The organism is Nitrococcus sp., from assembly GCF_059432795.1.
The window spans coordinates 1-23174 of sequence record NZ_JBXWZQ010000208.1; the positions used below are offsets into that span (position 1 = coordinate 1).

General features: G+C 62.6%; 22 protein-coding genes and 1 tRNA gene. 16 read left to right on the forward strand and 7 right to left on the reverse strand.

What is annotated here, in order from left to right; all coding sequences use genetic code 11:
- Positions 1–461 precede the first annotated feature (461 nt).
- Entirely contained in the window at positions 462–1403 is a 942-nt protein-coding gene (locus tag AC52Q4_RS14610) for a hypothetical protein (protein ID WP_495537533.1), read from the forward strand.
- A gap of 71 nt (positions 1404–1474) precedes the next feature.
- On the opposite strand, the gene AC52Q4_RS14615 is transcribed toward AC52Q4_RS14610, so the two are convergent.
- On the reverse strand, positions 1475–2185 hold the full coding sequence (locus AC52Q4_RS14615) for a peptidoglycan recognition protein family protein (protein WP_495537534.1): 711 nt from the start codon (positions 2183–2185) through the stop codon (positions 1475–1477).
- Between the two features lie 452 nt (positions 2186–2637).
- Here AC52Q4_RS14615 and AC52Q4_RS14620 point away from each other — a divergent pair, with 452 nt between their 5' ends.
- From AC52Q4_RS14620 to AC52Q4_RS14640, 5 genes are all read left to right on the forward strand, one after another.
- Positions 2638–3795 (forward strand): sensor histidine kinase, encoded by a 1158-nt coding sequence (locus AC52Q4_RS14620; RefSeq protein WP_495537562.1) that lies wholly within the window; start codon positions 2638–2640, stop codon positions 3793–3795.
- 22 nt (positions 3796–3817) lie between these two features.
- Entirely contained in the window at positions 3818–4261 is a 444-nt protein-coding gene (locus tag AC52Q4_RS14625; protein WP_495537535.1) for a response regulator, read from the forward strand.
- A gap of 6 nt (positions 4262–4267) precedes the next feature.
- A complete protein-coding gene (locus AC52Q4_RS14630) occupies positions 4268–6727 on the forward strand; it encodes a two-component system response regulator (protein WP_495537536.1) in 2460 nt (819 codons plus the stop codon).
- Positions 6728–6857: 130 nt separating this feature from the next.
- Positions 6858–7532: a hypothetical protein gene (locus tag AC52Q4_RS14635; protein WP_495537537.1), complete on the forward strand. Its 675-nt coding sequence runs from the start codon at positions 6858–6860 to the stop codon at positions 7530–7532.
- Positions 7533–7598: 66 nt separating this feature from the next.
- The gene (locus AC52Q4_RS14640; protein WP_495537538.1) at positions 7599–8756 is read left to right on the forward strand and encodes a sensor histidine kinase; all 1158 of its coding nucleotides are present in this window, start codon (positions 7599–7601) and stop codon (positions 8754–8756) included.
- A 264-nt stretch (positions 8757–9020) separates the two neighbouring features.
- Here the strand turns inward: AC52Q4_RS14640 and AC52Q4_RS14645 are convergent.
- A tRNA-Arg gene (locus AC52Q4_RS14645) sits at positions 9021–9097 on the reverse strand.
- A 598-nt stretch (positions 9098–9695) separates the two neighbouring features.
- Here AC52Q4_RS14645 and AC52Q4_RS14650 point away from each other — a divergent pair.
- Positions 9696–10202: a c-type cytochrome gene (locus AC52Q4_RS14650; protein ID WP_495537539.1), complete on the forward strand. Its 507-nt coding sequence runs from the start codon at positions 9696–9698 to the stop codon at positions 10200–10202.
- Positions 10203–10271: 69 nt separating this feature from the next.
- Here the strand turns inward: AC52Q4_RS14650 and AC52Q4_RS14655 are convergent, their stop codons facing one another.
- The 5 genes from AC52Q4_RS14655 to AC52Q4_RS14675 all read right to left on the reverse strand — a co-directional run bounded on the left by AC52Q4_RS14655 (position 10272) and on the right by AC52Q4_RS14675 (position 13191).
- Entirely contained in the window at positions 10272–11153 is an 882-nt protein-coding gene (locus AC52Q4_RS14655) for an ATP-binding protein (RefSeq protein ID WP_495537540.1), read from the reverse strand.
- A 303-nt stretch (positions 11154–11456) separates the two neighbouring features.
- Entirely contained in the window at positions 11457–11783 is a 327-nt protein-coding gene (locus tag AC52Q4_RS14660) for an ATP-binding protein (RefSeq protein ID WP_495537541.1), read from the reverse strand.
- A gap of 165 nt (positions 11784–11948) precedes the next feature.
- On the reverse strand, positions 11949–12332 hold the full coding sequence (locus tag AC52Q4_RS14665) for an addiction module antidote protein (RefSeq protein ID WP_495537542.1): 384 nt from the start codon (positions 12330–12332) through the stop codon (positions 11949–11951).
- Positions 12307–12591 carry a BrnT family toxin gene (locus tag AC52Q4_RS14670; RefSeq protein ID WP_495537543.1) on the reverse strand — a complete coding sequence of 95 codons (285 nt, stop codon included), beginning with the start codon at positions 12589–12591 and terminating at the stop codon, positions 12307–12309. The genes AC52Q4_RS14665 and AC52Q4_RS14670 overlap by 26 nt, the downstream gene beginning before the upstream one ends.
- A 288-nt stretch (positions 12592–12879) precedes the next feature.
- Positions 12880–13191, reverse strand: a complete 312-nt coding sequence (locus AC52Q4_RS14675) for a winged helix-turn-helix domain-containing protein (RefSeq protein WP_495537544.1) — start codon at positions 13189–13191, stop codon at positions 12880–12882.
- 137 nt (positions 13192–13328) lie between these two features.
- On the opposite strand from AC52Q4_RS14675, the gene AC52Q4_RS14680 reads away from it, so the two are divergent.
- The 9 genes from AC52Q4_RS14680 (at position 13329) to AC52Q4_RS14720 (ending at position 22975) form a co-directional block, all read left to right on the forward strand.
- Positions 13329–13574: a hypothetical protein gene (locus AC52Q4_RS14680; RefSeq protein WP_495537545.1), complete on the forward strand. Its 246-nt coding sequence runs from the start codon at positions 13329–13331 to the stop codon at positions 13572–13574.
- 170 nt (positions 13575–13744) lie between these two features.
- Positions 13745–13984, forward strand: coding sequence for a hypothetical protein (locus tag AC52Q4_RS14685; RefSeq protein WP_495537546.1), 240 nt, complete (start codon positions 13745–13747; stop codon positions 13982–13984).
- A gap of 750 nt (positions 13985–14734) precedes the next feature.
- Positions 14735–16060 carry a sialidase family protein gene (locus tag AC52Q4_RS14690; RefSeq protein ID WP_495537547.1) on the forward strand — a complete coding sequence of 442 codons (1326 nt, stop codon included), beginning with the start codon at positions 14735–14737 and terminating at the stop codon, positions 16058–16060.
- Positions 16057–16653 (forward strand): TlpA disulfide reductase family protein, encoded by a 597-nt coding sequence (locus AC52Q4_RS14695; protein ID WP_495537548.1) that lies wholly within the window; start codon positions 16057–16059, stop codon positions 16651–16653. The genes AC52Q4_RS14690 and AC52Q4_RS14695 overlap by 4 nt, the downstream gene beginning before the upstream one ends.
- A gap of 780 nt (positions 16654–17433) precedes the next feature.
- Entirely contained in the window at positions 17434–17994 is a 561-nt protein-coding gene (locus AC52Q4_RS14700; protein ID WP_495537549.1) for a gamma-glutamylcyclotransferase family protein, read from the forward strand.
- On the forward strand, positions 17991–18308 hold the full coding sequence (locus tag AC52Q4_RS14705) for a putative signal transducing protein (protein WP_495537550.1): 318 nt from the start codon (positions 17991–17993) through the stop codon (positions 18306–18308). Before AC52Q4_RS14700 ends, AC52Q4_RS14705 begins: the two co-directional genes overlap by 4 nt.
- Before the next feature lie 94 nt (positions 18309–18402).
- Positions 18403–20295 carry an ATP-binding cassette domain-containing protein gene (locus AC52Q4_RS14710; protein WP_495537551.1) on the forward strand — a complete coding sequence of 631 codons (1893 nt, stop codon included), beginning with the start codon at positions 18403–18405 and terminating at the stop codon, positions 20293–20295.
- Between the two features lie 104 nt (positions 20296–20399).
- On the forward strand, positions 20400–22340 hold the full coding sequence (locus AC52Q4_RS14715) for an aconitate hydratase (RefSeq protein WP_495537552.1): 1941 nt from the start codon (positions 20400–20402) through the stop codon (positions 22338–22340).
- A 125-nt stretch (positions 22341–22465) separates the two neighbouring features.
- On the forward strand, positions 22466–22975 hold the full coding sequence (locus AC52Q4_RS14720; RefSeq protein WP_495537553.1) for a Slp family lipoprotein: 510 nt from the start codon (positions 22466–22468) through the stop codon (positions 22973–22975).
- Positions 22976–23174: the final 199 nt, after the last annotated feature.

A 23174-nucleotide genomic window follows, 5' to 3' on the forward strand; every position in this document is an offset into this window, starting at 1 on the left:
ACAACACCACGGCCTTCAGCCAAACCGCCCAACCGAAGTGGCACGGATCGCGCCAGCGGCTGTTTCTCGGTGCAGACGGTTCCGGGCACGCAGTGGCCGCGATGCACATCCATTGCTACCTTTCCAATCCAATGGAACCGGGGCTCGCCTTTCCAGCGCGGGAACGCAGCACTAAATTCAGCATAAGTAAGCGAACGAGCGCAAGCTTTTGTTGGCAATTTCGCGACAGAATCGCCGATTTGCGGCAAGGGTTGCCGGAATCGTCTTTCACGGCTCTTTCGGGGTCGGGCCAAGTCGACAAAAAGGGGTTAACCGCGAGGCCCGATCACGGGCGTACGGGGGCCGGTACGAAGTAAAACGGCTACAGGTGCATCGGCCGCAATCGCGGTCGGCCGGCCGAAAATCGACGCAGCGGGGACAGGGGCCGCGCGCAACGCCCACGGCAGGGGGACGAATAAGCAATGACAGCGCAACACCATGAAATTCCGGCCGCCGGCGAGCCGCCAGCCAAAACCGATGGCGCCGCTTCGCTTGCCGGCACCAGCATCGATCAACTTGTTGCGGACGTGCGCCGGCTTGCCAACTATGCCATCCGCACGGGTCAACTGCCCAAGGCGGTCGACATCCAGATAGTCTATCTGGCCGAGCGGGCGCTGGAGCAGAGGCAGGCGCTTTCCCCGGAGCTTTTTGCCGGGCTCGTCAATGCCTATCAGGTTCTCGAGCGGCATTTTCCCGCGGTTACCGCCGACTCGCTCGCGGCGACGGAGCCCGAGCAGCCGGGCAAAATTCGCACGAGCCCGACCGGGCGTTACCTGCTCAAGCTTTGGGCCTGCACCGGCTTCATCGTGCTGGCGATTCTCCTGGTCAATCTTTCGCAGTTTCTGCACACCCGCGGCCAATCGCCCGTGCCGGGGCTCGCCGGCGACGGTCAGGCGCTTGCGATCGGCTACCGGACGCTGGAATATCTGGAGCCCTTTTTCTACGGGGCGCTCGGTGCCTTCATCTATATCCTTCGTGTTACCGAGCAGCGGCTGCAGACGCGGGAGTTCGACCCGGCCCGGGCGCCGGAGCATGTGAATCGCCTGGTTCTCGGCACGCTGGCGGGCGGCTCGATCATTCTTTTTATCAAGGAGCTACCCAACGGCGATGGCTCCAGCGTGCAAATCAGCTCCGCGGCGCTCGGCTTCCTCGCCGGCTACAGCGTCGACTTTCTTTTTCAGGTCCTCGACCGCCTCATCGGCGCCATTCTGCCTAAAGTGGGCCTGGAGACGATTGAGCGACGGGCACGGCGGCGCCATGAGCAGGATATGATCCGGCGCTACCAGACGATGCTTGACGAGACGCAGGACGAGGCCACCAAGAAGCTGCTCGGCGAGATCATCGACGACCTGCGCCGACAATGACGAGCGGCAGCGCACTGGCTGCTCCGCGTCACTTGTGGCGCGCATCGTTTGCCGCAGCCTGACGGGCGGCGCTAGTCGGGCGTTGACGCCTGCAGGGCGGCCCATGTCCGAGGCCCTGCGATACCGTCTACCTTGAGCCCCGCCGAGCGCTGAAAGGCCTGCAGCGCACGCAGCGTATTCTGGCCGAAGATGCCGTCCTCCTCCAGCGACTCGCCGCAGCGGCTCAGCATGGCCTGAAGGCGCCGCACGGGCTTGCCGCGCGCCATCAGCCTGAGCACGGGCGCAGCCGGGCGCGCGTCGGCTTCCGTTGCGGCCTCCGCCTCCGCGGTGGACGGACTCACCGTTGGGGCGAGGCTCAGAGTGCCGTGGGCGTCCAGCCCGAGCACTTCGCGATAGGGGAAGACGGGGCAGGCTTTCGACGAGACCTCGCGATGGCCGTGAAATGTGGCCATACCGTCATAGGCGGCGTCGATCTCGCTGCATAGCCCGATCAGGCTCTCGTATTGCGCCTTGGTGAAACGCTCTTCGGCCAGCCCGTGCAGGCAGATGGCAATGGTTCCCGTGTTGTTGCCGGCCTGTGCCGCCGGGATGTGCGCGAGCGGACGGCCCTCCTGGACGGTGCCGTTTTTCTGTATGAAATAGTGGTAGCCGACATCGGACCAGCCGCGGCCTTCGACGTGCCACTCGCGCATGACGCGGATATCGTCGTGCTCCGGGCGATCGCTTGCGCTGCAGTGTATGAAGATGCGCTCGACTTCGCGTTCAGGTCCCTTGAATGCCATGCGGCCTCCTCGTGCGCCGGCGCGTCCCGCCCCCGCCGTCACCCCTGACTTGCGGCCTCGGTCGCGATTGATGACAGCGGCATTGTTGTTTCTACCGGTGTATTCGATCAAGTGCCGTGACGAGCCGGCGGGGCGCCCGGTCGCGGGGGCGTGCTCACTGCGTCGGGCGTATACGGCGTCGAGGGCGCTTCTGCTGACAGCGCTCGTTTATGCGTCCTGGCCGACATGGAGGTGACGTGCTGAAGAGAGATTGCACCTTTGGCTATTGGGGGCCCGGATGCCCTGGAAAAGGCTCAGAGCGCTTCGGGCGTTGGAGGCGAGGCAGCCTGGAGCTGTACGAGGCGAGATAGAGCGTCAATTTCGTCACATAACGGGAAGTTTGAGTTTGCTATCTTCAAGCTGTGCCAGCTTGATGCGACTGCATCGCTCGCATGGCCTTTCAGGGAGAAGTAATGGGGCGAGAGCAGGGAAGTCAGCTATCCCACGCGGATGCTGAGGAGCGCTTGGCTGAGGCCGTTGTGTCGGCGTCCTCTGAGATGCACTGGGTTTTTGACCGGGAGCACCGGTGCCGTTACGTCAGCCCCTGTGCAGCCAGCCTTTTTCAACTTGACCCAGCCGCCATGCTCGGGTGTTCGTGGCGCGAGTTGGGTTTGCCGGCCGAGCTTAGGGCGCCCTTTGAGGAGGACATCCGTCGCGTTCTTCATGGAAGCAGTCGCATAACCGGGGAGATGGTTCTGCCGGTTTGCGGTGAACGCCGTCAATTCGAGTACATACTCACGCCCCTGGAAACGAGCGAAGCCCAGGTCGGGCTAGTAATGGCTAATGCCCGGGATGTCACCGGGCGGACTGCTACCCTCAATCAGGTCCGCAAGCTCAACCGCATGCTTAGCCGGAAAGTGACGGAGCTTGCCTGCGTGAATGAGGAACTGGAAGCCTTCTCCTACTCGGTCTCGCACGATTTGCGCGCTCCTTTGCGCGGCCTGGACGGCTTCAGCCAGGCATTGCTCGAAGACTATGCCGAGCAATTGGACGATACAGGACGCGATTACCTCGAGCGTATTCGTGCCGCGAGCCAGCGCATGGCACGGATGATCGATGATCTTCTGGGCCTTTCAAAAATCACGCGTGCGGAAATGACCATCGAGACTGTGGACCTGACAGGTATGTCCAGTGAGATCCTGAAGGAGCACCAAAAGGGGGCGCCGCATCGGCAGGTGACGGTGCGCATCGCTCCCGATTTGACCGTCGAAGGTGACCGTCGGCTGCTACGCTTGGCCTTGGCAAATCTGCTGAGTAATGCCTGGAAGTTCACGGCGCAAGCACCCCGGGCCAAGATCGAGCTGGGGGTTGATACTGCTACTCAAACCGTTCCCGTTTACTACGTCCGCGACAATGGGGCCGGTTTCAATATGGCTTATGCCGAGCGCCTGTTTGGACCTTTCCAGCGGCTGCACTCGATGCAGGAATTCGCGGGCCGTGGCCTTGGGCTCGCCACCGTTCGCCGCATCATCCAGCGTCACGGCGGGTACATCTGGGCCGATGCCAAACCACAGCGCGGGGCCACCTTTTATTTCCGGCTCGCCGATCCGGATTCTCTCGCCAAGAAATAAGCTGACGCAGGGAGAATCGCAGATGCACCATTGCACCATCCTGCTCGTTGAAGATAACGCCGACGATGTGACGCTCACGTTACGAGCGCTGCGCAAGCACAACGTGGCCAACCCGGTGGTCGTGGCCCGAGATGGCGTGGAGGCGCTGGATCTGCTGTTCCCGCCCGAGAGCAAAGGCGAGATGGCGCCGCATGGTCTGCCGCAGCTCGTGCTGCTGGATCTGAAGCTGCCCAAGGTCGACGGGCTGGAAGTGCTGCGACAGATCCGCTCCCACCCGAGGACACGCCTGATCCCCGTCGTCATCCTGACGACTTCAGAGGAGCAGCAAGACCTTCTCGCCAGCTACAGCCACGGCGCCAACAGCTACGTTCGCAAGCCGGTGGATTTCATCGAGTTCACCGAGGCCGTGCGCCAGCTGGGTATCTATTGGCTCATGCTGAATCGCCTGCCGCCGCAGAGAAACTGACGACTGATGGCCGAACCGTTGCGGGTGCTGATCATTGAGGACTCGGAAGACGACGCCTTGCTGGTTGCCCGAGTCCTCTCGCAAGGCGGATATGATCCGATGCTCCATCGGGTTGAGGACGCCCCCGGCCTGGAGAAAGCCTTGCGGCATTCCTGGGATCTGATCATCTCAGACTACACCATGCCTTGTCTCAGCACACCGCAGGCCTTGCGGCTGCTCAAGCGCGAGGGGATCGATACCCCCTTTATCATGGTTTCGGGCACGGTGGGGGAGGATCGTGCCGTGCAGGTCATAAAGGCCGGCGCCCATGATTACATCACGAAGGATCGGCTCAGCCGTCTGGTCCCGGCTGTACGCCGCGAGCTGCGGGAAGTCGAGCTTCGCCGCGAGCGTTTGCGCACTGAAGAGGAACTGCAGAAGCTCTCGCGCGCGATCGAGCAGACCGCAGCATGTGTTTTCATTACCAACTCCGAGGGGATCATCGAATACGTAAACCCGGCATTCGAACGGCTGACCGGCTTCACCGCAGGAGAGGCGATTGGTAATTCACCGCGAATGCTGCGATCCGGAGAACATGCCGCGTCATTTTATCGGGACATGTGGCGAACTCTCAGAGAGGGGGGTGTCTTTCGGGACATGGTGATCAATCGCCACAAGAACGGAAAATTGTTTTATGAGGAGAAGGTGATCACGCCGGTAAAGGACAGCAATGGGGTCACGACCCATTTTGTCTCTACCGGTCAGGACGTCAGCGATCGGGTGGAAGCCGAGGCGATTCGCCAACGCCTGACGGCTACGTTGGAAGCGACGACGGATTTCGTTGCCATCGCCGATCTGCGGGGACACCTTCTCTACGCCAATATGGCGCGTCGTCGCGTATTAGGCTTGAGCGAGGAAGGCCCGCTCGGTGATTGCACTCTATTCGATGGGCATACCGGGTGGGCTGCAGCCAAGTTGCGAGGTGAAGCGATCCCCAAGGCCATGCGGGAGGGCACCTGGAGTGGTGAGCTCGCTCTGAGCGATCCGCAGGGAATAGAGATCCCGGTTTCCGAAGTCATCATCGCCCATCGCGATCCCAAGGGCACGGTGCAGTTCCTCTCAGCAATCGCGCGCAACATCAGTGAACGCAAGCGTTTGGAGGAAGAGCTTGCCTTTCGGGCCAATTATGACCTGTTGACCCGAATTCCCAACCGCATGCTGCTCTCGGATCGCCTGCAGCAGTCTCTCGCCTATGCCCTTCGGCACAGGAAACGCGTCGGCTTGCTGTTCGTGGATTTGGATCGTTTTAAGCGAATTAACGATACGTTCGGCCATCACTTGGGCGATTCCATACTCCGCACGATAGCCGGGCGCATCCGCCGATGCGTGCGGCGCACCGATACGGTGGGGCGGCAGGGTGGCGATGAATTCGTGGTCATTCTGGCCGAGCTCTCCGGCAGAGACGATCTGACGCTGATCGTAAATAAGATCCGCAAGGCGGTAAGCGAGCCAATCGGCGTGGCGCATCACCAGATCGTGCTGACATGCAGCATCGGCATCGCGTTGTATCCCGACGACGGAGAGAACGCCGATGTTCTCCTGAGAAATGCGGATACCGCGATGTATAAGGCCAAGGAAGTGCGTGATGAGTTCCAGTACTACACCAAAGGGATGAACGCGCAATGCGACGAAATGCTCAAACTGGAGGAGGAGCTGCGCACGGCCGTGAAAGCAGGCGAATTCGTGCTTCACTACCAGCCGCAGATCAATCTCCAGACCGGGGCGATCTCCCGGCTGGAGGCGCTTATCCGCTGGCAGCACCCCGAGCGTGGGCTTCTCGCTCCCGGAAGCTTCGTGCCTATGCTGGAGGATACGGGGCTGATCGAGCCGGTGGGCGAGTGGGTGCTGCAGGAAGCCGTCAGCCAGTGTAGGGCCTGGAGGGAGAAAGGACTGCCTTCCTTTAGCGTGGCGGTGAACCTGTCAGCTAGGCAGTTCGTCAGTCCCTGCATCGCCGCGACACTCGAGCGCATGCTTGCCGCAGTAGGGATTCCTCCTCAATGCTTGGAGCTGGAGATCACCGAGAGCGTGCTCATGGAGGATGCATTCGGTGGGGCAGAGGCCTTGCGCTCATTATCGCAGCACGGTGTGCGGGTGGCAGTAGATGACTTCGGTACCGGCTATTGTGCGCTGCACTACCTGCGCCGACTGCCAGTGGATACGGTGAAAGTCGATCACGCTTTTGTCCGCGACCTGACGGAGGATCCGGTCACGGTGTCAATCGTCTCCGCTATTATCACGCTTGGTCACAGCCTCGGTTGTCTGGTGGTGGCGGAAGGTGTGGAGACGGCAGCCCAACGTGACATCCTGCATCAGCTTGGCTGCGATTTGGCGCAAGGTTATCTCTATTGCCGCCCGAGTCCCCCCGAGGAAATAGAGCATCTGTTGCAAAAGGGCTTTATAGGTGAAATTGCAACAGCGAGCAGCTGATCCTCACCGCCCCTTAGCCTCCGCAAGCGTATGCCGTGAGGAGGCCTGCATCGTTCGTGAGGATAGATAGTCACAAGATCGTTCGATGCGCATTTACCAATAGCATGGCAAAAAATAAGCGACCGATCGCTTGGCTTGTTTCTTCGGTTCCCGGCACTGGTGGCAGTGCCTGCAACGGCAGCAAAAATTTCAGGCGATGGCAATCGTGGCGGAGCCATTCGACGCCATCTTCTTACGCACCGTGGGGGGAAGAGCGATGAATTCCGTATTCATGCCGCACGGGCACTGCTGGTTATGGACGCCCGGCATCCTCTGGATGGAAGTGATAGCCAATCTGGTGATCGGGATCGCCTATTTCACTATTCCAATCATCCTGCTCTACTTCATCCGCTTGCGGAAGGACGTGCCCTATCCGTGGGTTTTCGGGTGCTTCGGACTCTTCATCTTCTTTTGCGGTACCGGGCACTTCGTCGACGTGGCGACCATCTGGTGGCCCGTCTATTGGTTCGACGCTTTCTGGGACAGCGGCACGGCGCTGACCTCCATCGGCACGGCCATCGGGCTCGCCGTCGTCCTGCCGGGGTTGCTCCGATCCGGGACCATTGAGGAGTATCTCCAGCAAGAGACTATCGACAAGCTCGCCGCGCAGAACCGGGCACTCGAAGAGGCGAACGCGCGACTTGCGGAGACTAATCAGACGCTTAACGAGCAGATGGCCGAGATGGAGCGGGCAACCGTCCAGCTTGCCGAGCGGGAGGTTCGAATCCGCGAGCTGAGGGTCGAGAACGAGCGCTTGAAACAGTAACGCTAGCCAGGGATGCAAAGCCGTCTTTCCTTCCAGGTGTGGGCTCTTGTCGCCGCACTCACAGTTATGAGTGCCCTGGCCTTTTATGTGGCGTGGCGGCTGCTCGGCGATCCAGCCATTACGGCAAAGCTGCCGGCCGATGCCCGCATCAGTCTTTGGCTCCAGCTCGGCATCGGTCTTGGCGCGGGCGCACTCGCCGCGGGTTCCGGGCTCTGGCTAGGGCTGTGCCTATCGAGGCCCCTGGCGCGCCTACGGCGGGAGGTGGCGCTGGCCGCACGGGGCGATCTCGACCGCCCTTTGGCTGCCCCGTTCAGGGTGTACGAGTTGCAGGATCTCGCCAACCAATTCGCCGCGCTTCTGGAGCGCCAGCGGAAGCTGCTCCAGCAGGAGCGAGACCGTGCGAGGACTGCGCGGCGGGCTCATGCCACAATGCTTAATGCCCTTGAGGACTCAAATGCTCTCGCCCGGGAGCGCCGGGCGTTGGTGGACACGCTTGAGGAGAAGGTTCGTACGCGCACGGCGGCGTTCGAGGCGGCTAACTGGGAGCTAAAAACCCTCAGCTACTCCCTCTCCCACGATCTTAGGGCGCCACTACGGGGCATCGACGGCTTCGCCCAAATCCTGCTCGAAGACGTCGGTGATCGGCTGCATCCCGCCGAAAGCGAGCACCTAACGCGTATTCGCATGGCAAGCCAGCACATGGGGAATCTTCTCGATGACTTTGGACGCTATCTTTCGCTTGCTCAGGAGCCGCGTCGGGAGGAACAGGTGGATCTCTCCGGAATCGCCTGGGAGATCGTAAACGATTTGGCTAAGCGCCACCCGGAAAGACGAGCGGAATGGGCGATTGCCCCCGGCCTGTTGGCCTGGGGAGACCGTAGACTCCTCCGAGTCGTACTCGACAACCTGCTCGGCAATGCCTTCAAGTTCACGGGCAAGACGCAATCGCCCTCCATCGAGCTTGGAAGTCACGAGAAGGCCGGAGAGACAGTCTATTTCGTGAGGGACAATGGGGCAGGTTTCGAGATGGCATACGTGGAGAAGCTCTTCATTCCCTTTCAGCGATTACATGCGGCCGAGGAATTCGCCGGGAGCGGCATGGGGCTTGCTCTCGTTCGACAGATCGTGGCGCGCCATGGGGGGAAGGTCTGGGCCGAGGCAAAGCCCGATGAAGGCGCCACCTTCTTCTTCACGCTCGCCGGTCAGGGATGCGCCGTCCCCTGAGCCGCATTTCCGGCGAGTTCACGCCGCTCAGCCGGGTAGACGCAAAATCAACCTCAGTGCGGTGTTTGCCGGTCAGCAAGTGGGCATTCGGGAGATCGCCGAGAATGTCTGACTTGTCAGCTTCCTGGTGCAGGAACTGGGTTTCTTGATGCGGACGCTGATCGCGTCGAAACCGCCGAAAACCCCTTCGGCCAAAAAGCGTTACCGATGGCTTCGGTACAGTCTAGTCTGTAACCCATGTCTCCGGCACAGACGTTGAGGAAATGGCGCGCCCGGCAGGATTCGAACCTGCGACCTTCGGCTCCGGAGGCCGACGCTCTATCCAGCTGAGCTACGGGCGCCGAGAGCGCTTACGATACTCTGAAGATCCGCTGTATCCAAGTCAAATCGCGCATCAAGCTCGCGCGCGTTGGCATTCGTGAATCAATTTTACTATAGTGTGCCGGATTCGTGTCTCTTTGCTCTCGTAACGGCCGTTTCGAAAATCAAGTTGCTTGAAACGCCTCGTATGGCGGTTTTGGGAGCTTGAACGCGTGAGGAGGAAGTTATGAGCCAAGAGCAGGACAGGCAGTTTATCCGTAATTTCATGATCGTGCTCGTAGCCCTGGTAGTGGCGGGTATCGGGTGCGGTGTCCTTGCAAACGCCATATCCGGCTGACAATTAGGAGAAACTTTCATGAGTCAAGAACAGGATCGGACATTCATCCGCAATTTCATGGTCGTGCTCGTTGCTTTAGCCGTGGCGGGTATCGCCTGCGGTGTGTTGGCCAATTCCATCGCCGGCTGATCAGGAACGTCAGGGCGACGCGAGGGGTCAGGATTCACACAGGCGATTGCTACGCAATTTTGGGTTGAGCTCGTTGCCCTGGCTCTGAAGCAATAGAGGTGCGGCGTCCTTGCCAGCGCCACAGCGGCGGCTACTGAATGTAGGAGGGCGCGATGAGTCAGGAACAAGATCGAAAGTTCGTCCGTAATTTCCTGGGTGTAATCGCTGCCCTGGCTCTCGCCGGAATCATTTTCGGCATCCTTGCGAACGTCTTGGTCGATGTCTATCAGGACCCGGGCGATCGGGCCCGACAGCTCGCCCGGTTGCGGGCCGAGCGCATGCAGCCCATAGGCGAAGTCAACGTTGCCAGCGAGCCCTCCGCGGTCGATACCGCGGAGGCCGCGCCTGAACCCGAAAGCGATGCCGCTGCCCGCAGCGGCGAGCAGGTCGTCGAGCAGGTGTGCTCGGCCTGTCATACGATCGAGTTCATGAACGCGCCGCGCATCGGAAATAAGGAGGAGTGGGCGCCAAGGGCCAAGGAAGGTCTCGATACCTTGGCCGAACATGCGCTGAAAGGATACGGCAATATGCCACCGCAGGGTGATGTCGTCAGCGAGGCCGAAGCTCGTGCGGCCGTCAGATACATGGTTGAGGCCAAAACGGGGCTTACGCTGAAATAGGCTCGCCGTTGGTCGTCTGCCACGCCCCGGTGTTTCACCGGGGCGATTGTTTGTCGCTTGCCTGAAAAGCTACCTTTGTTCGTTCTCGCCTAAAAACTGCCGACCCGCCCAGTCACGGGCAAACTGCCAGGCAATGCGCCCATTGCGCGCGCCGCGGCCGAGCGCAAAACGCAACGCCTCGCGGCGGACCGCCTCCGAATCGCCGACCGTGACGCCGAACTCCGCAAGCCAGCTGAAACAGATTGCCAAATAATCCTCCTGATTGAACGGATAGAAAGGCAGCCACAAGCCGAAACGCTCGGACAGCGATATTTTCTCCTCGACCGCTTCGCCGTGGTGGATTTCACCTTCGATGTTGTGCGCGGCCTCGTTTTCACTCATGTATTCGGGCAGCAGGTGACGCCGGTTGGAGGTCGCATAGATCAGCAGGTTGTCCGGTGTGTGCGCCAGTGACCCGTCCAGGCTCGCTTTCAGCGCCTTATAGCTGGGATCGCCGGCCTCGAAGGAGAGATCGTCGCAGAAGAGGATGAACCGCTCCGTGCGGCCATGAATCGGCTCCATGATTTGCGGAAGATCAACCAGATCCTGGCCCTCCACCTGAATCATCCGCAATCCCCGGCCGGCATACTCGTTGAGCACCGCCTTGACCAGCGACGATTTGCCGGTACCGCGCGAACCCCACAGCAGGACGTTGTTGGCCGGTAGCCCGGCGAGGAATTGACGCGTGTTGCGGTCGATTTCCGCGATTTGCTGCTCGATATGGCGCAGGCTCGCGAGCCGGATGTGATGCGGGTGTCTTATGGGCTCCAAATCGCGCCTGCCGCCGCTGCGGTGCCAGCGAAAGGCGATTGCTTCCTCCCAGCACGGAGCCGTCTGAGCGGTTGGCACCAGCCCCTCGAGCCGCTCCAGCAACCGCTCGGCGCGCGCTAGGAACTTGTCGAGCCTGTCCATTGCAATCCCCTTACTCGAGCTAGCGAGTGAGTGTCCAGACAAAGGTTATCCTGCCGGGGCGAGTCGGCAAGTACTTGCGTTCCGCGAGGATGCTGGCACTAGGCATCAAGGAAGCGGGTTCAGGTGCTGTTCACCGGGTGGGACGCTTCGATGCGATCGGAAGGCCGCGAGCGGCTGCCGGACACGTGCCTGTGCGTTTGCTTGCCCGGCGGAGGTCGGCATAGGCGGTTTTAAAGCCTTTCGTGCCAATCACGGTCCCGGCTTTCAATAAACAGCGGCGCTCGGTGCCCGCGTGTGCCCGGATTACCGCGCCCGGGCCGTCGCGTCGGCTCTGCGCACCGGCAGCTCCAGTAGGACCTCGAGACCGCCGCTGGCCATATTGGCGGCGCGAATTTGTCCATCATGAAGCGTCATTGCGCGCCGGGCAATGGCAAGCCCGAGGCCGTAGCCGCCGCTATCGCGGTCACGCGCCTCGCCAATGCGTAAAAAGGGTTGGCATACGCGCTCGAGTTCCGCCTCGGGTACCCCGGGGCCGCAATCGCGCACTGCAATCCGCCAGATGTTGCCCCGGCGCGTTATCATCAGCGTTACTTCCGTGTCAGCTGCCGTATGGCGGTTGATCCACGACACCAAAATACAATGCGCGACCGATCCCGACGCCGCATCCAATACCCCGTGGTGTGCGGCGCGGTTGGAATTGTGTTCCGCGTTGTCCCCGGAAGCGATGGATCGGTTCGGCGATTTTGAACGCGGCCTCGCCTGGGCGTATCTCGAACGGCAGTGAGCGGACGCGGGTTATGATGCTTCCCGGTCCGCCGCTTCGGCGTGCAACCGAATGCCGAGCGCGCGAATCACCTTGAATACGGTCGCAAATTCCGGATTGCCGCCCGCCGATAACGCGCGGTACAAGCTTTCCCGGGCGAGCCCCGTATCGCGGGCGAGCTGCGCCATACCCCGGACGCGGGCAATGTCGCCCAACGCGGCCGTGATCGCCGCCGGGTCATCCTGGCGCAATACCACGTCCAGATAATCGGCGACGCCGGCGCCGCGCATTTCCTCGCGGGTAAGCGGGCGATCGTTTTCATCCTCGCCGTCCCACACGTAATCGCCGCCCGGGGGCGGGTTGTTCACGGCGTCGAGGATCGTTTCCCGCTCAGTCCGCTTTCGCGAGCCATTCATGGTAGGCCTCCCGTTCCGTCGCGCTGGCGCGCCGGAAACTGATAATCCTGATTTGCTCGCCGTGCGCCGTGTAGGCGAGCGACAACACGGCGAGCCGGTCGAACACATAGGCGAAGGATTGGATGCGCGCTTCGCCGCGCCGCGTGACCGGGACGTCCAACCGATACGGCGATTCCAAAACCATGCGGGCATCGGCGAAATCGAGTCCGTGTTTGGCGAAGTTGCGTTGCCGTTTGGCTTCGTCCCATATCACGCCCATGGATCGTATTGTAACCTATAAGTTACATACGGGGTAGCCCCGGACGCACGCAACCATTGCCCCTAGCACTTGCACAACGCTGCTTGTTTTTGGAATTTCCGCTATTGGTTGCCGTTGCGCCGGCCCGGGAAATAACAAAATTAATTTGTTATATCAATTCGTTGCGTGCTTAGGCGACCAATACGGTATCGTTACTTTTTCGCCCACTGACGCTGGGCGAGGAAGATGGCCGTGCGCAGCGAAGCATGGTAAGCCAGAACCAGAGCCAGATTCGCAGGCATAGCCGGCTCATGCCCGTCTGAGGTACTGGTAGCCGGCGCCGCGAATGGTCTCGATCCGCGAGCGGCCATCCGGCAGTGGCCCGAGCTTGCGGCGCAGATTGCTCACGTGCATGTCGATGCTGCGGTCGAAGGGTTGCAGGACGCGTCCCAGAGCCTCACGAGAGATATCCTCGCGCGGGACCGGATAGCCGACCGAGCGCGGCAGTACCGCCAGTACCTCGAACTCCGCGCTGGTGAGTTCCACCGTTGTCCCGCTGCAAGTCACCCGGCGCGCCGCCGGGTCCAGCACGACATCGCCTACTTGCAGGAGCGAATGCACAGCTTTCGATTCGCGGCCCCGGCGCAGTAGCGCCCTCAGCCGAGCCACCAGCAGAGGCGGATTGAATGGTTTGGGTAGATAATCGTCGGCACCGAGTTCGAGCCCGACGATGGTGTCGACATCGTCGCCCCCGGGCAGTGAGCCTGCGTCGCAAGCTGATGCAGCGCCTGTGGGAGAATGCCGGCGATGCGGGCGCAACCGACCAGCTAATTTCGGGGATGCAAAGGCGGATGGGCGAGAAGATGCATTTGCTGGCCGAAGCGATGGGCAGCGTTCACGAGGTGCTCACGCCGGAGCAACGTCCAAAGGTCGCCGAGTTGCTCGGGCACGGCCGATCAGGCAACCACGGCGGTTATGGCAGGGGCAAACACCACGAGAGGTAAAGCGCAAGCGCATCGAGCGCAGTAGACATACCTGCGGCGGTACCCGAAAGCGGGTGCCGCCTGTGTAAGCCAATCCCCGTACTTCGTTAGCCCGCCTTCCAGCACCTATTGACGAATGCGAATCACTCGCATTATACTTTACGTCGTTCGATAAGCGCCTGGAGAGATCGATGCACTACCGAATCGAAGCGTATCTGGTGGATGGAAATCCGCGGCTGCAGATCAAGGAAGCTGAGTCTGAGGCGGTTCGGCTGGTGTGGGATTGTCCGCAGTGCCCCGATGAGGAAAGGGGATCCGAGCGGGAACTCGGGCAATCGCTGGAAACGGAAGAGGCGCTGCACAAGCTCTTTCGCAAGCTTTTTTTGTTGACCACCGCCCAGTATCTAAGCGGCCAAATGGAGGACAAGTAGTTTTCCGTACAGACGGGCGCGGATTGTCCTTCCTTGCGAGGCCTGCAGAGCGATTCGCATCACCTGCGCCCTTTAGAAGCGCATGGCTTTGTCTCTCGTTATGGGCGGATGTGCTCATTGCCCGTATGGCGCGGTTACGGCCGTGTCGCCATCGCCTGGTTCAACTCGCTGGAGTCCGAGCTGCCCTGCCACCCCTATAGGTGGCGGGCTTTTTTTTTGTGCGCCAGGCATGGCGCGCAGCGCCTTGACTCGCGCACAAAAAACCGGACACCGATCGCGCCGGATCGGTGTCCCAAGGAGGTTGCAGCTGGATGGCGAATCGATTCTGCGTTCACCTATCCATGGGAGAAGCGTTGGTCACGATACGGCTCGACCTAAGAAATTGAAATGCCGCAAATTGTCGCACCCGGGATGCGACAATGTGTCGCCTTTACTCGCCGGTGGTGGCGACTTATCGTTAGTCACTTTTCCTGAGCGAGCGAGTGCGATTCTGCGGCAATCGCAAGCGAATCGGCGCTTGGCGGCTCGTTGTCCGGACCCCTTGGCGCGTCATGATTTTTGCAAAAGCTCGATAAGGGTGACCCAGTCGCGCCGCGAGGCGTGAAACGGAGGATGAACGTGAGGTCTCGCGCTTTGTCTCGAACGGGCGGCCCCAGAAGGGGCGGGCGCCGCCGGACCGCAGGCCCGAGAAGGGCAGGCGCGCTGAGTGTTCTCGCGCTTGCGGGCCTGGGCTTTACGGGCGCCACCGCCTTGGCCGGGAAGGCGCTCGCTGGCCACGTTGCGGCGCCGGCGCTGGAGTTATCCGAGCCGGTGACGGTCGAGCGCGCCGAGGCCCGCAATCCCACGGTGGCGGTCGACGCGCGCTCGGGGACGGTGTATTTGGCTTGGGCGCAGGAAGCGCCGGGGACGGATCCCGCGGCAAAGGGGGGTGAGCGGGAATATGATCCCGCGGTGCAGGCGCTGCTCGCGCGTTCGGAGGATGGCGGGCACCACTTCGCCACGCCCACGGTGGTCAATGCCCCGGAAGACCGCGTGGTGTCTTCCACCGTGAGCCCGACTCGGGTCGCCGTGGGCCCTGAGGGCGAAGTCTATGTGCTCTATCAGCATCGCGACCTGAGCTATAAGCCCGGCGGTTGGCATTACGGCCGGAACGTCCTGCGGCTCGTCGTCTCGCATGACGGGGGACGTCGGTTTTCCGCGCCCGTGGACGTCGCGAGCGAGGCGCTCGAAGGCGTTCCGAACTCGGTCGGGATGCTCAATCTCTTCGTCGCCCCTCAGGGCACGCTCTATGCGTCCTTTCTCGATCATCGAGAGCAACTCGGCTACTACATCGAGCATCAGAAGGCCCCTCCGTGGGATCACACCCCGCCCACCCAACTGCGCGTGGCGCGATCGAATAATGGCGGCAAGCGCTTCGAGCGGAGCCGACTCGTCGCCAAGCCTACCTGTGCGTGCTGTGGGACGCAGCTCGCGCAAGGGGCAGACGGGCCGTTGTATGCCACTACCCGGGGCGCCTGGAAGGAGCTCAAAGGCTCGGTCGACGAGGTTCGCGATCCGTTTGTCTCCACCTCGCGCGACGGGGGCACGAGCTGGTCCGAGGCCAGCAAGATTCATGACGATCGCTTCAAGATCAGCGCCTGCCCCGATGTCAGCTCCGGGCTCGCCGTCGATACCCGCGGGCGTTTGCATGCCGCCTGGTACACGGGCACCGAATCCCACCCCGGCGTGTTCTATGCCCGCTCGGATGATGAGGGGCAAACCTTCTCTGAGCCGGTCGCCCTTCTCACGGATGACTGGGTCCCCTACGGTGACGTCAAGCTCACTGTGGACAGCAACGACAATGCCTGGGTCGCCTTCGAGGACCGCCGGGCGGAGAAGGATCGCATACAGATCGCCCGGATCTCCCCACAGGGCGAGGTAGTCCAATCCGCAAGCTGGTTGGGCACCGCTCCGGATGTGGCCGCACGCGACGATGCGCTGATCGTGACCTGGGGTGTTCAGGGGACTGGAGATCATGCCGTCGGCGGCGAGATCAACGTTCGAGTCGCCCGCATCGGGCAAAGCGCAAGCAAATGAACGAGAAACGCTTGGCCAGCGCAGGTTGCCGGTTGCTCACGTGTGTGGCGGCATGCCTCGCGCTCGCTTGGGGGCCGCTTGCCTGGCCCAAGGAACCTCCCGCCCCGGACTATGAGGCCCGAGTACTGGGCAGCGCCGAAGAGATTGCGCTGACCGCGCTGCGCGGCCGGGTGGTCCTGCTAAACACCTGGGCCACCTGGTGTACCCCTTGTCGCCAGGAAATGCCGGGCTTTGAGGCCCTGTACCGGAAATATCGGCAGCGCGGCCTCACGGTCGTCGGCGTCAATGTCGATGAGGGACGTGCCGATGCGAGCGTCAAGCGTTACGTCGAGGCGCTCGGCTTGAGCTTCCCGATCTGGCGTGACCCTCAGAATCGATTCAGCAAGCGCTTTCGGGTGCTGGGCGTTCCGGAGACCTTCCTCATCAACCGCGCGGGGCGCATCGTGCATCATTGGCGCGGGCTCATGGCAGCCGATGCCCCGCAGAACCTGGCATTGATCGAGGCGGCGCTCGATCGGCGCGAGGATGGGGGTGAGCGCGTGACGGTAGTGCGCATCGATGGCCAACCCAATCCGTCCGCGCCGTTGCCTTGATACTGTAACGGCCTCGATATCTCCGTCGCGAGCAACACGGCGGTGGCCGCCTGAATGAGCCCGGATGGAGCCATCCGGGACGTTCGTTTCACCGAGGGATGAGCGGCTGATCGGCCGTGGGAACCAAGCGGATTCCGGCCATCGACCTCACTGGTATTCTCGATTCCGGCGTCCATAAGCGTGGTGCTGCCGAGTAGCGTCCAACCGCCTGTCAGCCCATCCGGCCGACGAGATCTCAAGACCCTGGCTGCCATTCATCCCGACTGTGTGGGCGAAGTTCACGAACTCACCAGCACGGGCGATCCGAACCGCGCCGCTTTAGCCATGATGCCGCCCAGCGCGGCCCTTTACGCCGTTCTACGTTTGGTTGGCGGGCGAGCAGTCGCTACGGCCATGACGGGTGAGGGTGGCAGGCAACTGGGCGTTGTCGACTTGATCAGCGCTAACATGCGCGGCGTAGGCGCGGACCAAGGTGCGTGATTCGGCACCAAGCCAACCAGGTCACAGAACACTACAAAGCCAGCGGCCGACCAACGGTTAGAAGTTCGATGCGCGCGTTGTTTTTCTGCGCGATTGGCCTGGTGGTTCACTACTTGCCGTAGTGGTGTGTAAAGCTGTACAGATACAGGAGACAGATAGCTCGATTGATAACTTTTACGAGAGTTGAGCGCTGTGGAGGTCACCCACAGCATGTGCAAGCGCTTTTTCGGGCAGCGCTAACCGAATCGGCCGCTACCCGGCACGCCTCGCATTGGAGAAAACGGAGATCGAGATAGTGAGATGAGAATAGTGCGCACTTATTACTACTTCGCTTATGGCTCCAACCTGCACCCGCTGCGCCTTGGCCGGCGCACCCCGTCTTGCCGGCTGCTCGGTGTGGCGAGCCTTACCGGCTACCGGCTGCGATTCCATAAACGCAGCGATGCCGACGGTTCGGCCAAGTGCAATGTGTTGCCGAGCGAGGAGCACCGGGATGCGGTGATGGGTGCCGTCTATGAGCTCGACATGAAAGACCAAGCGGTACTGGATCGTATCGAGGGGCTCGGACCGGGGGGGTATGAGCGGCGCACGGCGCGGGTGAAGCTGGGCGGGCAGCATCTGTCGGTATTCTTCTACGCGGCGCTGGAGACCCACATCGACGCCCGGTTGATTCCGTTCACCTGGTACCGGGATCTCGTCTGGTGCGGTGCGCTCTGGCATGGCTTCCCTGCCGCCTACGTGGAGGGCATCCGCCGGATCAAGGCGTTCATCGATCCCGACTCCGCACGGGCCGCCGAGCACCGGGCGCTGTGCGAGGCCATGCGGGCCTGGCGCCCCGAGCACGGTTACGCCGAGTCGTGAAACGCGTCTATACCTCGTCGGATCTGCTCCTGGTGGGGCATTTGGCCGAGGTGTTGAGACAGCGCAATATCCACCACGTGGTGCGCAACCTTTACCTCACCGGCGGTGCCGGTGAGCTGCCGCCCACGGCCATCTGGCCCGAGATCTGGGTGGATGACGAGGACGATGAGCTGGCCCGACGGCTGATCGACGAAGTGCTCGGCCGGAGCGCCTCGACGGCTTCGGCCTGGGTGTGCCCCGGCTGCGGCGAGCGGATCGAGGGTCAATTCGCGGCCTGTTGGAATTGCGCCACCCACGCGCCTCCCGAGGAATGAGGCATCGGCCCGCGGCCAATGGCACCCATCGGTTTCCGCCGTGGCTCACGAACCCTTTTGCGCGCAAAGCCCAAGGCGGATAATCTGCACCGCCATGATTACACTGCGAAACATCACCCTGCGCCGTGGCCCCGAGCCGCTGCTCGAGCAGGCCAATCTGGTCGTGCATTCGGGGCAAAGAGCCGGTCTGGTGGGTATGAACGGCTCCGGCAAGAGCTCCTTGTTCGCCTTGCTGCTTGGAGAACTGCAGCCCGACGCCGGGGACGTTGAATTACCGCCCGGCCTCGCTGTGGCCCATATGGCCCAGGAGACGCCGGCACTCGCGCGTTCCGCCGTCGACTATGTTCTCGACGGTGATGCCGAGCTGCGCCAGGTGGAGCGTGCAATGGCCGCTGCGGAAGCGGCCGAAGAGGGCGAGGCGATCGCCGCCAGTCACGCCCGCTTCGACGCCATCGACGGCTACAGCGCCCGCGCGCGTGCTGCCGAGTTACTCGACGGGCTCGGATTCGCGGCCGCCGAGCACATGCGAGCGGTCGAGGAATTTTCCGGAGGCTGGCGGGTACGGTTGAATCTCGCCCGCGCGCTCATGCAGCGCTCGGACCTGCTGCTGCTCGACGAGCCGACCAACCACCTGGATCTGGAGGCGGTGCTGTGGCTCGAGACCTGGCTGCGAGCCTATTCCGGCACGCTCATGCTCATTTCCCACGACCGGGAATTCCTGGATGCCGTCACCGACGGCATCGTGCATATCGAGCACCGGCGATTGAACTATTATCGCGGCGGCTACAGCGAGTTCGAGCGGCAGCGCGCCGCCAGGCTTGCCCAGCAGCAGGCGCTGCACGACAAGCAGCGCCAAGAGATCGCGCACCTGCAGCGGTTCATCGACCGATTCCGCGCCAAAGCGAGCAAAGCCCGGGCGGCGCAGAGCCGAATCAAAGCGCTGGAGCGCATGGAGCGGGTGGCTCCCGCCCATGCGGACTCGCCGTTCCACTTCGTTTTTCCGCAGCCGCCGCGGGCATCGAACCCGATGCTGCAGCTCGAGGATGTCTCTCTCGGCTATGCGGAGCGCACCGTCCTCTGCGGCGTGCGCCTCAGCCTGCGTCCCGGCGCGCGGCTGGGTCTTCTGGGGCCGAACGGGACCGGTAAGTCCACCCTGGTGCGGGCATTGGCGGGAAGGCTTCGACCCAAGAGCGGGACCCTGACCGGCAGCCGCCACCTCAAGGTGGGTTATTTCGCGCAGCATCAGCTCGAGCAGCTCGACCCCTCGGCGAGCCCGTTGCAGCACCTGCAGCGTCTGACCCCGGAGGCGCCGGTGCAGTCGCTGCGGGATTTTTTGGGCGGTTTCGGTTTCCCCGGTGCGCTGGCGACCGAGGCTTGTGCGCCGCTATCGGGCGGCGAGCGGGCGCGGCTCGTGCTGGCGCTGGTGGTCTGGCAACGTCCCAATCTGCTGCTGCTCGACGAGCCGACCAATCACCTGGACCTGGCCATGCGCCATGCCCTGGTCGTGGCGCTGCAAGGCTTCGAAGGCGCGACCGTCACCATCGCGCACGATCGCCATCTGCTCACCAGCACGGTGGACGATTTTTACCTGGTGGCCGACGGCGGCGTGCGCCGCTTCGATGGCGATCTGGAGGACTATCGTCAGTGGCTCGGTGAGCGCCGGCGCGTGCGGCCGGGCGCCGGCGGCAACGGGGCCGCGGAGAAAGTCAGTCGTGCGGCGGTGCGCCGGCGTGAGGCACAGCAACGTGCCGCGTTGCAGCCGCTGCGCAAGCAGGTGGAGGAGTTGCTCGGTGAGCTGCAGCGCCTGGACGACGAGTTGGGTGCGCTCGAAGGCGAGCTGGCCGAACCGGCGTTATATGAAACCGCTGAAAAGGACCGCCTGATGCACCTGCTCCAGCGCCAAGGCGAGCTGCGCAGCCGTCAGGCGAACGTGGAGAGTGCCTGGGCGGAGGCCGAGGAAGCCCTGCAAGCGGCGCAACAGCCCTGAACCGGCGCGGCATGCGACGGCTGCGGCGGGGTTGTAAATGCCGCCGCCGACCCACATGGATCGATCTTATGAGCGCATGCGCGTGCAGCGGGAGAGGGAGCCCCATGAGCTATAATGTCGCCCAGAAGCTGATCGCCGATCATCGGCTAGAGGGCGAGATGCGGCCTGGTGCCGAGATCGGGCTGCGCATCGACCAGACCCTTACCCAGGACGCCACCGGGACGCTGGCCATGCAGGAGTTCGAGGCCATGGGTCTGCCACGGGTGCGTACCGAGTGTTCCGCCCAATACGTAGACCACAACCTGCTCCAGGTGGATTTCAAGAACGCCGACGATCATCTGTTTCTGCGCAGCGCCGCGCGTAAATTTGGCGTGTGGTTCAGTCCGCCCGGAAACGGCGTGAGTCATCCCGTTCATATGCAGCGCTTCGGTGCGCCGGGCAAGACACTGCTCGGCTCCGACAGCCACACTTGCGCCGCCGGATCGCTCGGGATGCTGGCGATCGGCGCGGGTGGGCTGGAGGTTGCCATGGCCATGGCGGGTGAGCCCTTCTATCTCAAGATGCCGAAGGTCATGGGCGTGCGCCTGAGCGGTAAGCTGCCGGATTGGATCAGCGCCAAGGATGTCATCCTGGAGATGCTGCGCCGCCACGGCGGCGCGGGCGTCGAAGGCAAGATCATCGAGTACTACGGCCCCGGGCTTGCCGAGCTGAGCGCCATGGACCGTCATGTCATCGCCAACATGGGCGCGGAGCTGGGCGCGACCACGACGGTCTTTCCCGCGGACGAACAGACCCGGTGCTTTTTGCGTCAGCAGGGGCGGGAAGATGCGTGGCGGCCTCTTCAAGCCGACGAGGGGGCGGAGTACGACGAGCACGACGCGATCGATCTCTCGCAGCTCGAGCCGCTGATCGCGCTGCCGAGCAGTCCGGGCAACGTGGTTGCGGTGCAGGAGGTGGCCGGACGGCCGATCTATCAGAGCTATATCGGCTCGTCCGCGAATCCGGGACTTCGTGACTTCGCCATTGCCGCGAGAATCGTAGCCGAGCGCCGAATCGCTGCGGGCGTTTCTTTCGACATCAATCCGACCTCGCGGCAGATCCTCGATGCCTTGATCAAGCTTGGCTTGCTGAGCGCGCTGCTCGCTGCCGGGGCGCGGTTGCACCAGACGGGCTGCAACGGTTGCATCGGCATGGGTCAGGCCCCCGCGACCGGGCGTATCAGCCTGCGCACCGTGCCACGCAACTTCCCGGGGCGCTCCGGCACCAAGGAGGATGCGGTCTATTTGTGCAGCCCCGAGACTGCGACGGCCTCCGCGTTGACCGGCGTGATCACCGATCCGCGTACCCTCGATATGGCCTATCCGCGCTTCGTGGAGCCCGAGACGGTGGATACGGCGGCGGATCTCGTGCAGCCGCCGGAGGAGGACGGCACGGCGGTCGAGCTGCAGAAAGGGCCGAATATCCGCGGGCTGCCGGAGTTCGAGCCGGTGAAGGACGAAATCGTCGGGCCGGTGCTGCTCAAAGCCGGCGACGATGTCTCCACCGACGAGATCCTTCCCGCGGGGGTGCAGATCCTGGCGCTGCGCAGCAATATCGAGGCGATCAGCCGCTTTACCTTCAGCCGTTTGGATGAGAGCTATTACGAGCGGGCCGTGGAGTACCAGAGCGGCGGTTCGCTCGTCGTGGCCGGAAGCAATTACGGCCAGGGCTCCAGTCGTGAGCACGCGGCCGTGTGTCCAGCCTATCTCGGGGTGCAGGCGGTGATCGCGAAGTCCTTCGCCCGGATTCACTGGCAGAATCTGGTGAATTTTGGCGTGCTGCCGCTGCAGTTCTGCGATCCGCAGGATTGGGAGCGGATCGGTCAAGGCGATGTCGTGGCGATCGAGGGAATTCACGAGGGGCTGCGCCAGGGCGATGAGCTGCGCGCGTTCAACCGCAGCCGCGACGAGGGCTACCCGCTTAGGCACGCTCTGAGCGAGCGTCAGATCGAGGTGCTGATGCAAGGCAGCCTGATCAATTACGTGCGTCACAAGCACGCGGCCTGAGATTGCTGTGGGTGTCGAGGACTGCACTCCAGGGGCGAGATGGTTATTAGCACTCGGGCGCCGCAGTCGTGCAAGCGAGGTGCACTGGTATGCGAATACAAAGGTGGTGGTGGATGTTGGCGGGCATGATGGTCGTGCTGAGCGGCTGTGGCACTCAGGCACTGATCCCCGATGCGCCCGCCAACAATCCGCGGCTCTCGCAGGTGCACGCGCGACCGAACGATTATCGCGGGCTCGCGGTGCGTTGGGGCGGAACGATCGTGGGGGTCGAGAACCAAGAACAGGAGACCGTGCTGCTTATCATGGGACAGCCGCTGGACGACGACGGTGAGCCTTACGCCGACGGTGCCAGCCAGGGCCGTTTCATGGCAAAGATCAACGGCTTTTTGGATCCGGTCGTCTACTCGGCCGGCCGTTCGGTGACGGTGGTCGGCACGCTGGTGGGCGCGGAGTCTCGTATGATCGGTAGTTACTCGTACCGCTACCCGGTCGTCGCTGCCGAAGCCTACCACCTCTGGCCGCAGCAGCGGCCGGTGCCCCGCTACAGTTCGTGCTCTAACCGCTACTGGTTCGGCTCGCCCTTCTATCCCTGGTACCGGATGGGGTACGGCTGGCCGCTCGGTTATTGCTGGTAAGCCGACAGGCGGCGATGTGTTTGTTCCCCGCAACGGATTGCAAGCCGTACGCCCCGTCGCATCTCCCCTGGACATGCCGGATGACCGTCCTTCTCGGCTGCCGCCGGGGCACGTCGGCCGTTCGTAATTGTCCAAATCCTGGGCGACTTCGTGAAATGGAGGGGGCGTGACCGCGGATGATCACAATGGCGTGGCAGAC

What these genes read in the sequence shown, in the direction of transcription:
- AC52Q4_RS14610 (WP_495537533.1), top strand. Translation starts at nt 462, where the DNA reads ATGACAGCGCAACACCATGAAATTCCGGCCGCCGGCGAGCCGCCAGCC.
- AC52Q4_RS14615 (WP_495537534.1), bottom strand. Translation starts at nt 2,185, where the DNA reads ATGGCATTCAAGGGACCTGAACGCGAAGTCGAGCGCATCTTCATACAC.
- AC52Q4_RS14620 (WP_495537562.1), top strand. Translation starts at nt 2,638, where the DNA reads ATGGGGCGAGAGCAGGGAAGTCAGCTATCCCACGCGGATGCTGAGGAG.
- AC52Q4_RS14625 (WP_495537535.1), top strand. Translation starts at nt 3,818, where the DNA reads ATGCACCATTGCACCATCCTGCTCGTTGAAGATAACGCCGACGATGTG.
- AC52Q4_RS14630 (WP_495537536.1), top strand. Translation starts at nt 4,268, where the DNA reads ATGGCCGAACCGTTGCGGGTGCTGATCATTGAGGACTCGGAAGACGAC.
- AC52Q4_RS14640 (WP_495537538.1), top strand. Translation starts at nt 7,599, where the DNA reads ATGAGTGCCCTGGCCTTTTATGTGGCGTGGCGGCTGCTCGGCGATCCA.
- AC52Q4_RS14650 (WP_495537539.1), top strand. Translation starts at nt 9,696, where the DNA reads ATGAGTCAGGAACAAGATCGAAAGTTCGTCCGTAATTTCCTGGGTGTA.
- AC52Q4_RS14655 (WP_495537540.1), bottom strand. Translation starts at nt 11,153, where the DNA reads ATGGACAGGCTCGACAAGTTCCTAGCGCGCGCCGAGCGGTTGCTGGAG.
- AC52Q4_RS14665 (WP_495537542.1), bottom strand. Translation starts at nt 12,332, where the DNA reads ATGAATGGCTCGCGAAAGCGGACTGAGCGGGAAACGATCCTCGACGCC.
- AC52Q4_RS14670 (WP_495537543.1), bottom strand. Translation starts at nt 12,591, where the DNA reads ATGGGCGTGATATGGGACGAAGCCAAACGGCAACGCAACTTCGCCAAA.
- AC52Q4_RS14685 (WP_495537546.1), top strand. Translation starts at nt 13,745, where the DNA reads ATGCACTACCGAATCGAAGCGTATCTGGTGGATGGAAATCCGCGGCTG.
- AC52Q4_RS14695 (WP_495537548.1), top strand. Translation starts at nt 16,057, where the DNA reads ATGAACGAGAAACGCTTGGCCAGCGCAGGTTGCCGGTTGCTCACGTGT.
- AC52Q4_RS14700 (WP_495537549.1), top strand. Translation starts at nt 17,434, where the DNA reads ATGAGAATAGTGCGCACTTATTACTACTTCGCTTATGGCTCCAACCTG.
- AC52Q4_RS14710 (WP_495537551.1), top strand. Translation starts at nt 18,403, where the DNA reads ATGATTACACTGCGAAACATCACCCTGCGCCGTGGCCCCGAGCCGCTG.
- AC52Q4_RS14715 (WP_495537552.1), top strand. Translation starts at nt 20,400, where the DNA reads ATGAGCTATAATGTCGCCCAGAAGCTGATCGCCGATCATCGGCTAGAG.
- AC52Q4_RS14720 (WP_495537553.1), top strand. Translation starts at nt 22,466, where the DNA reads ATGATGGTCGTGCTGAGCGGCTGTGGCACTCAGGCACTGATCCCCGAT.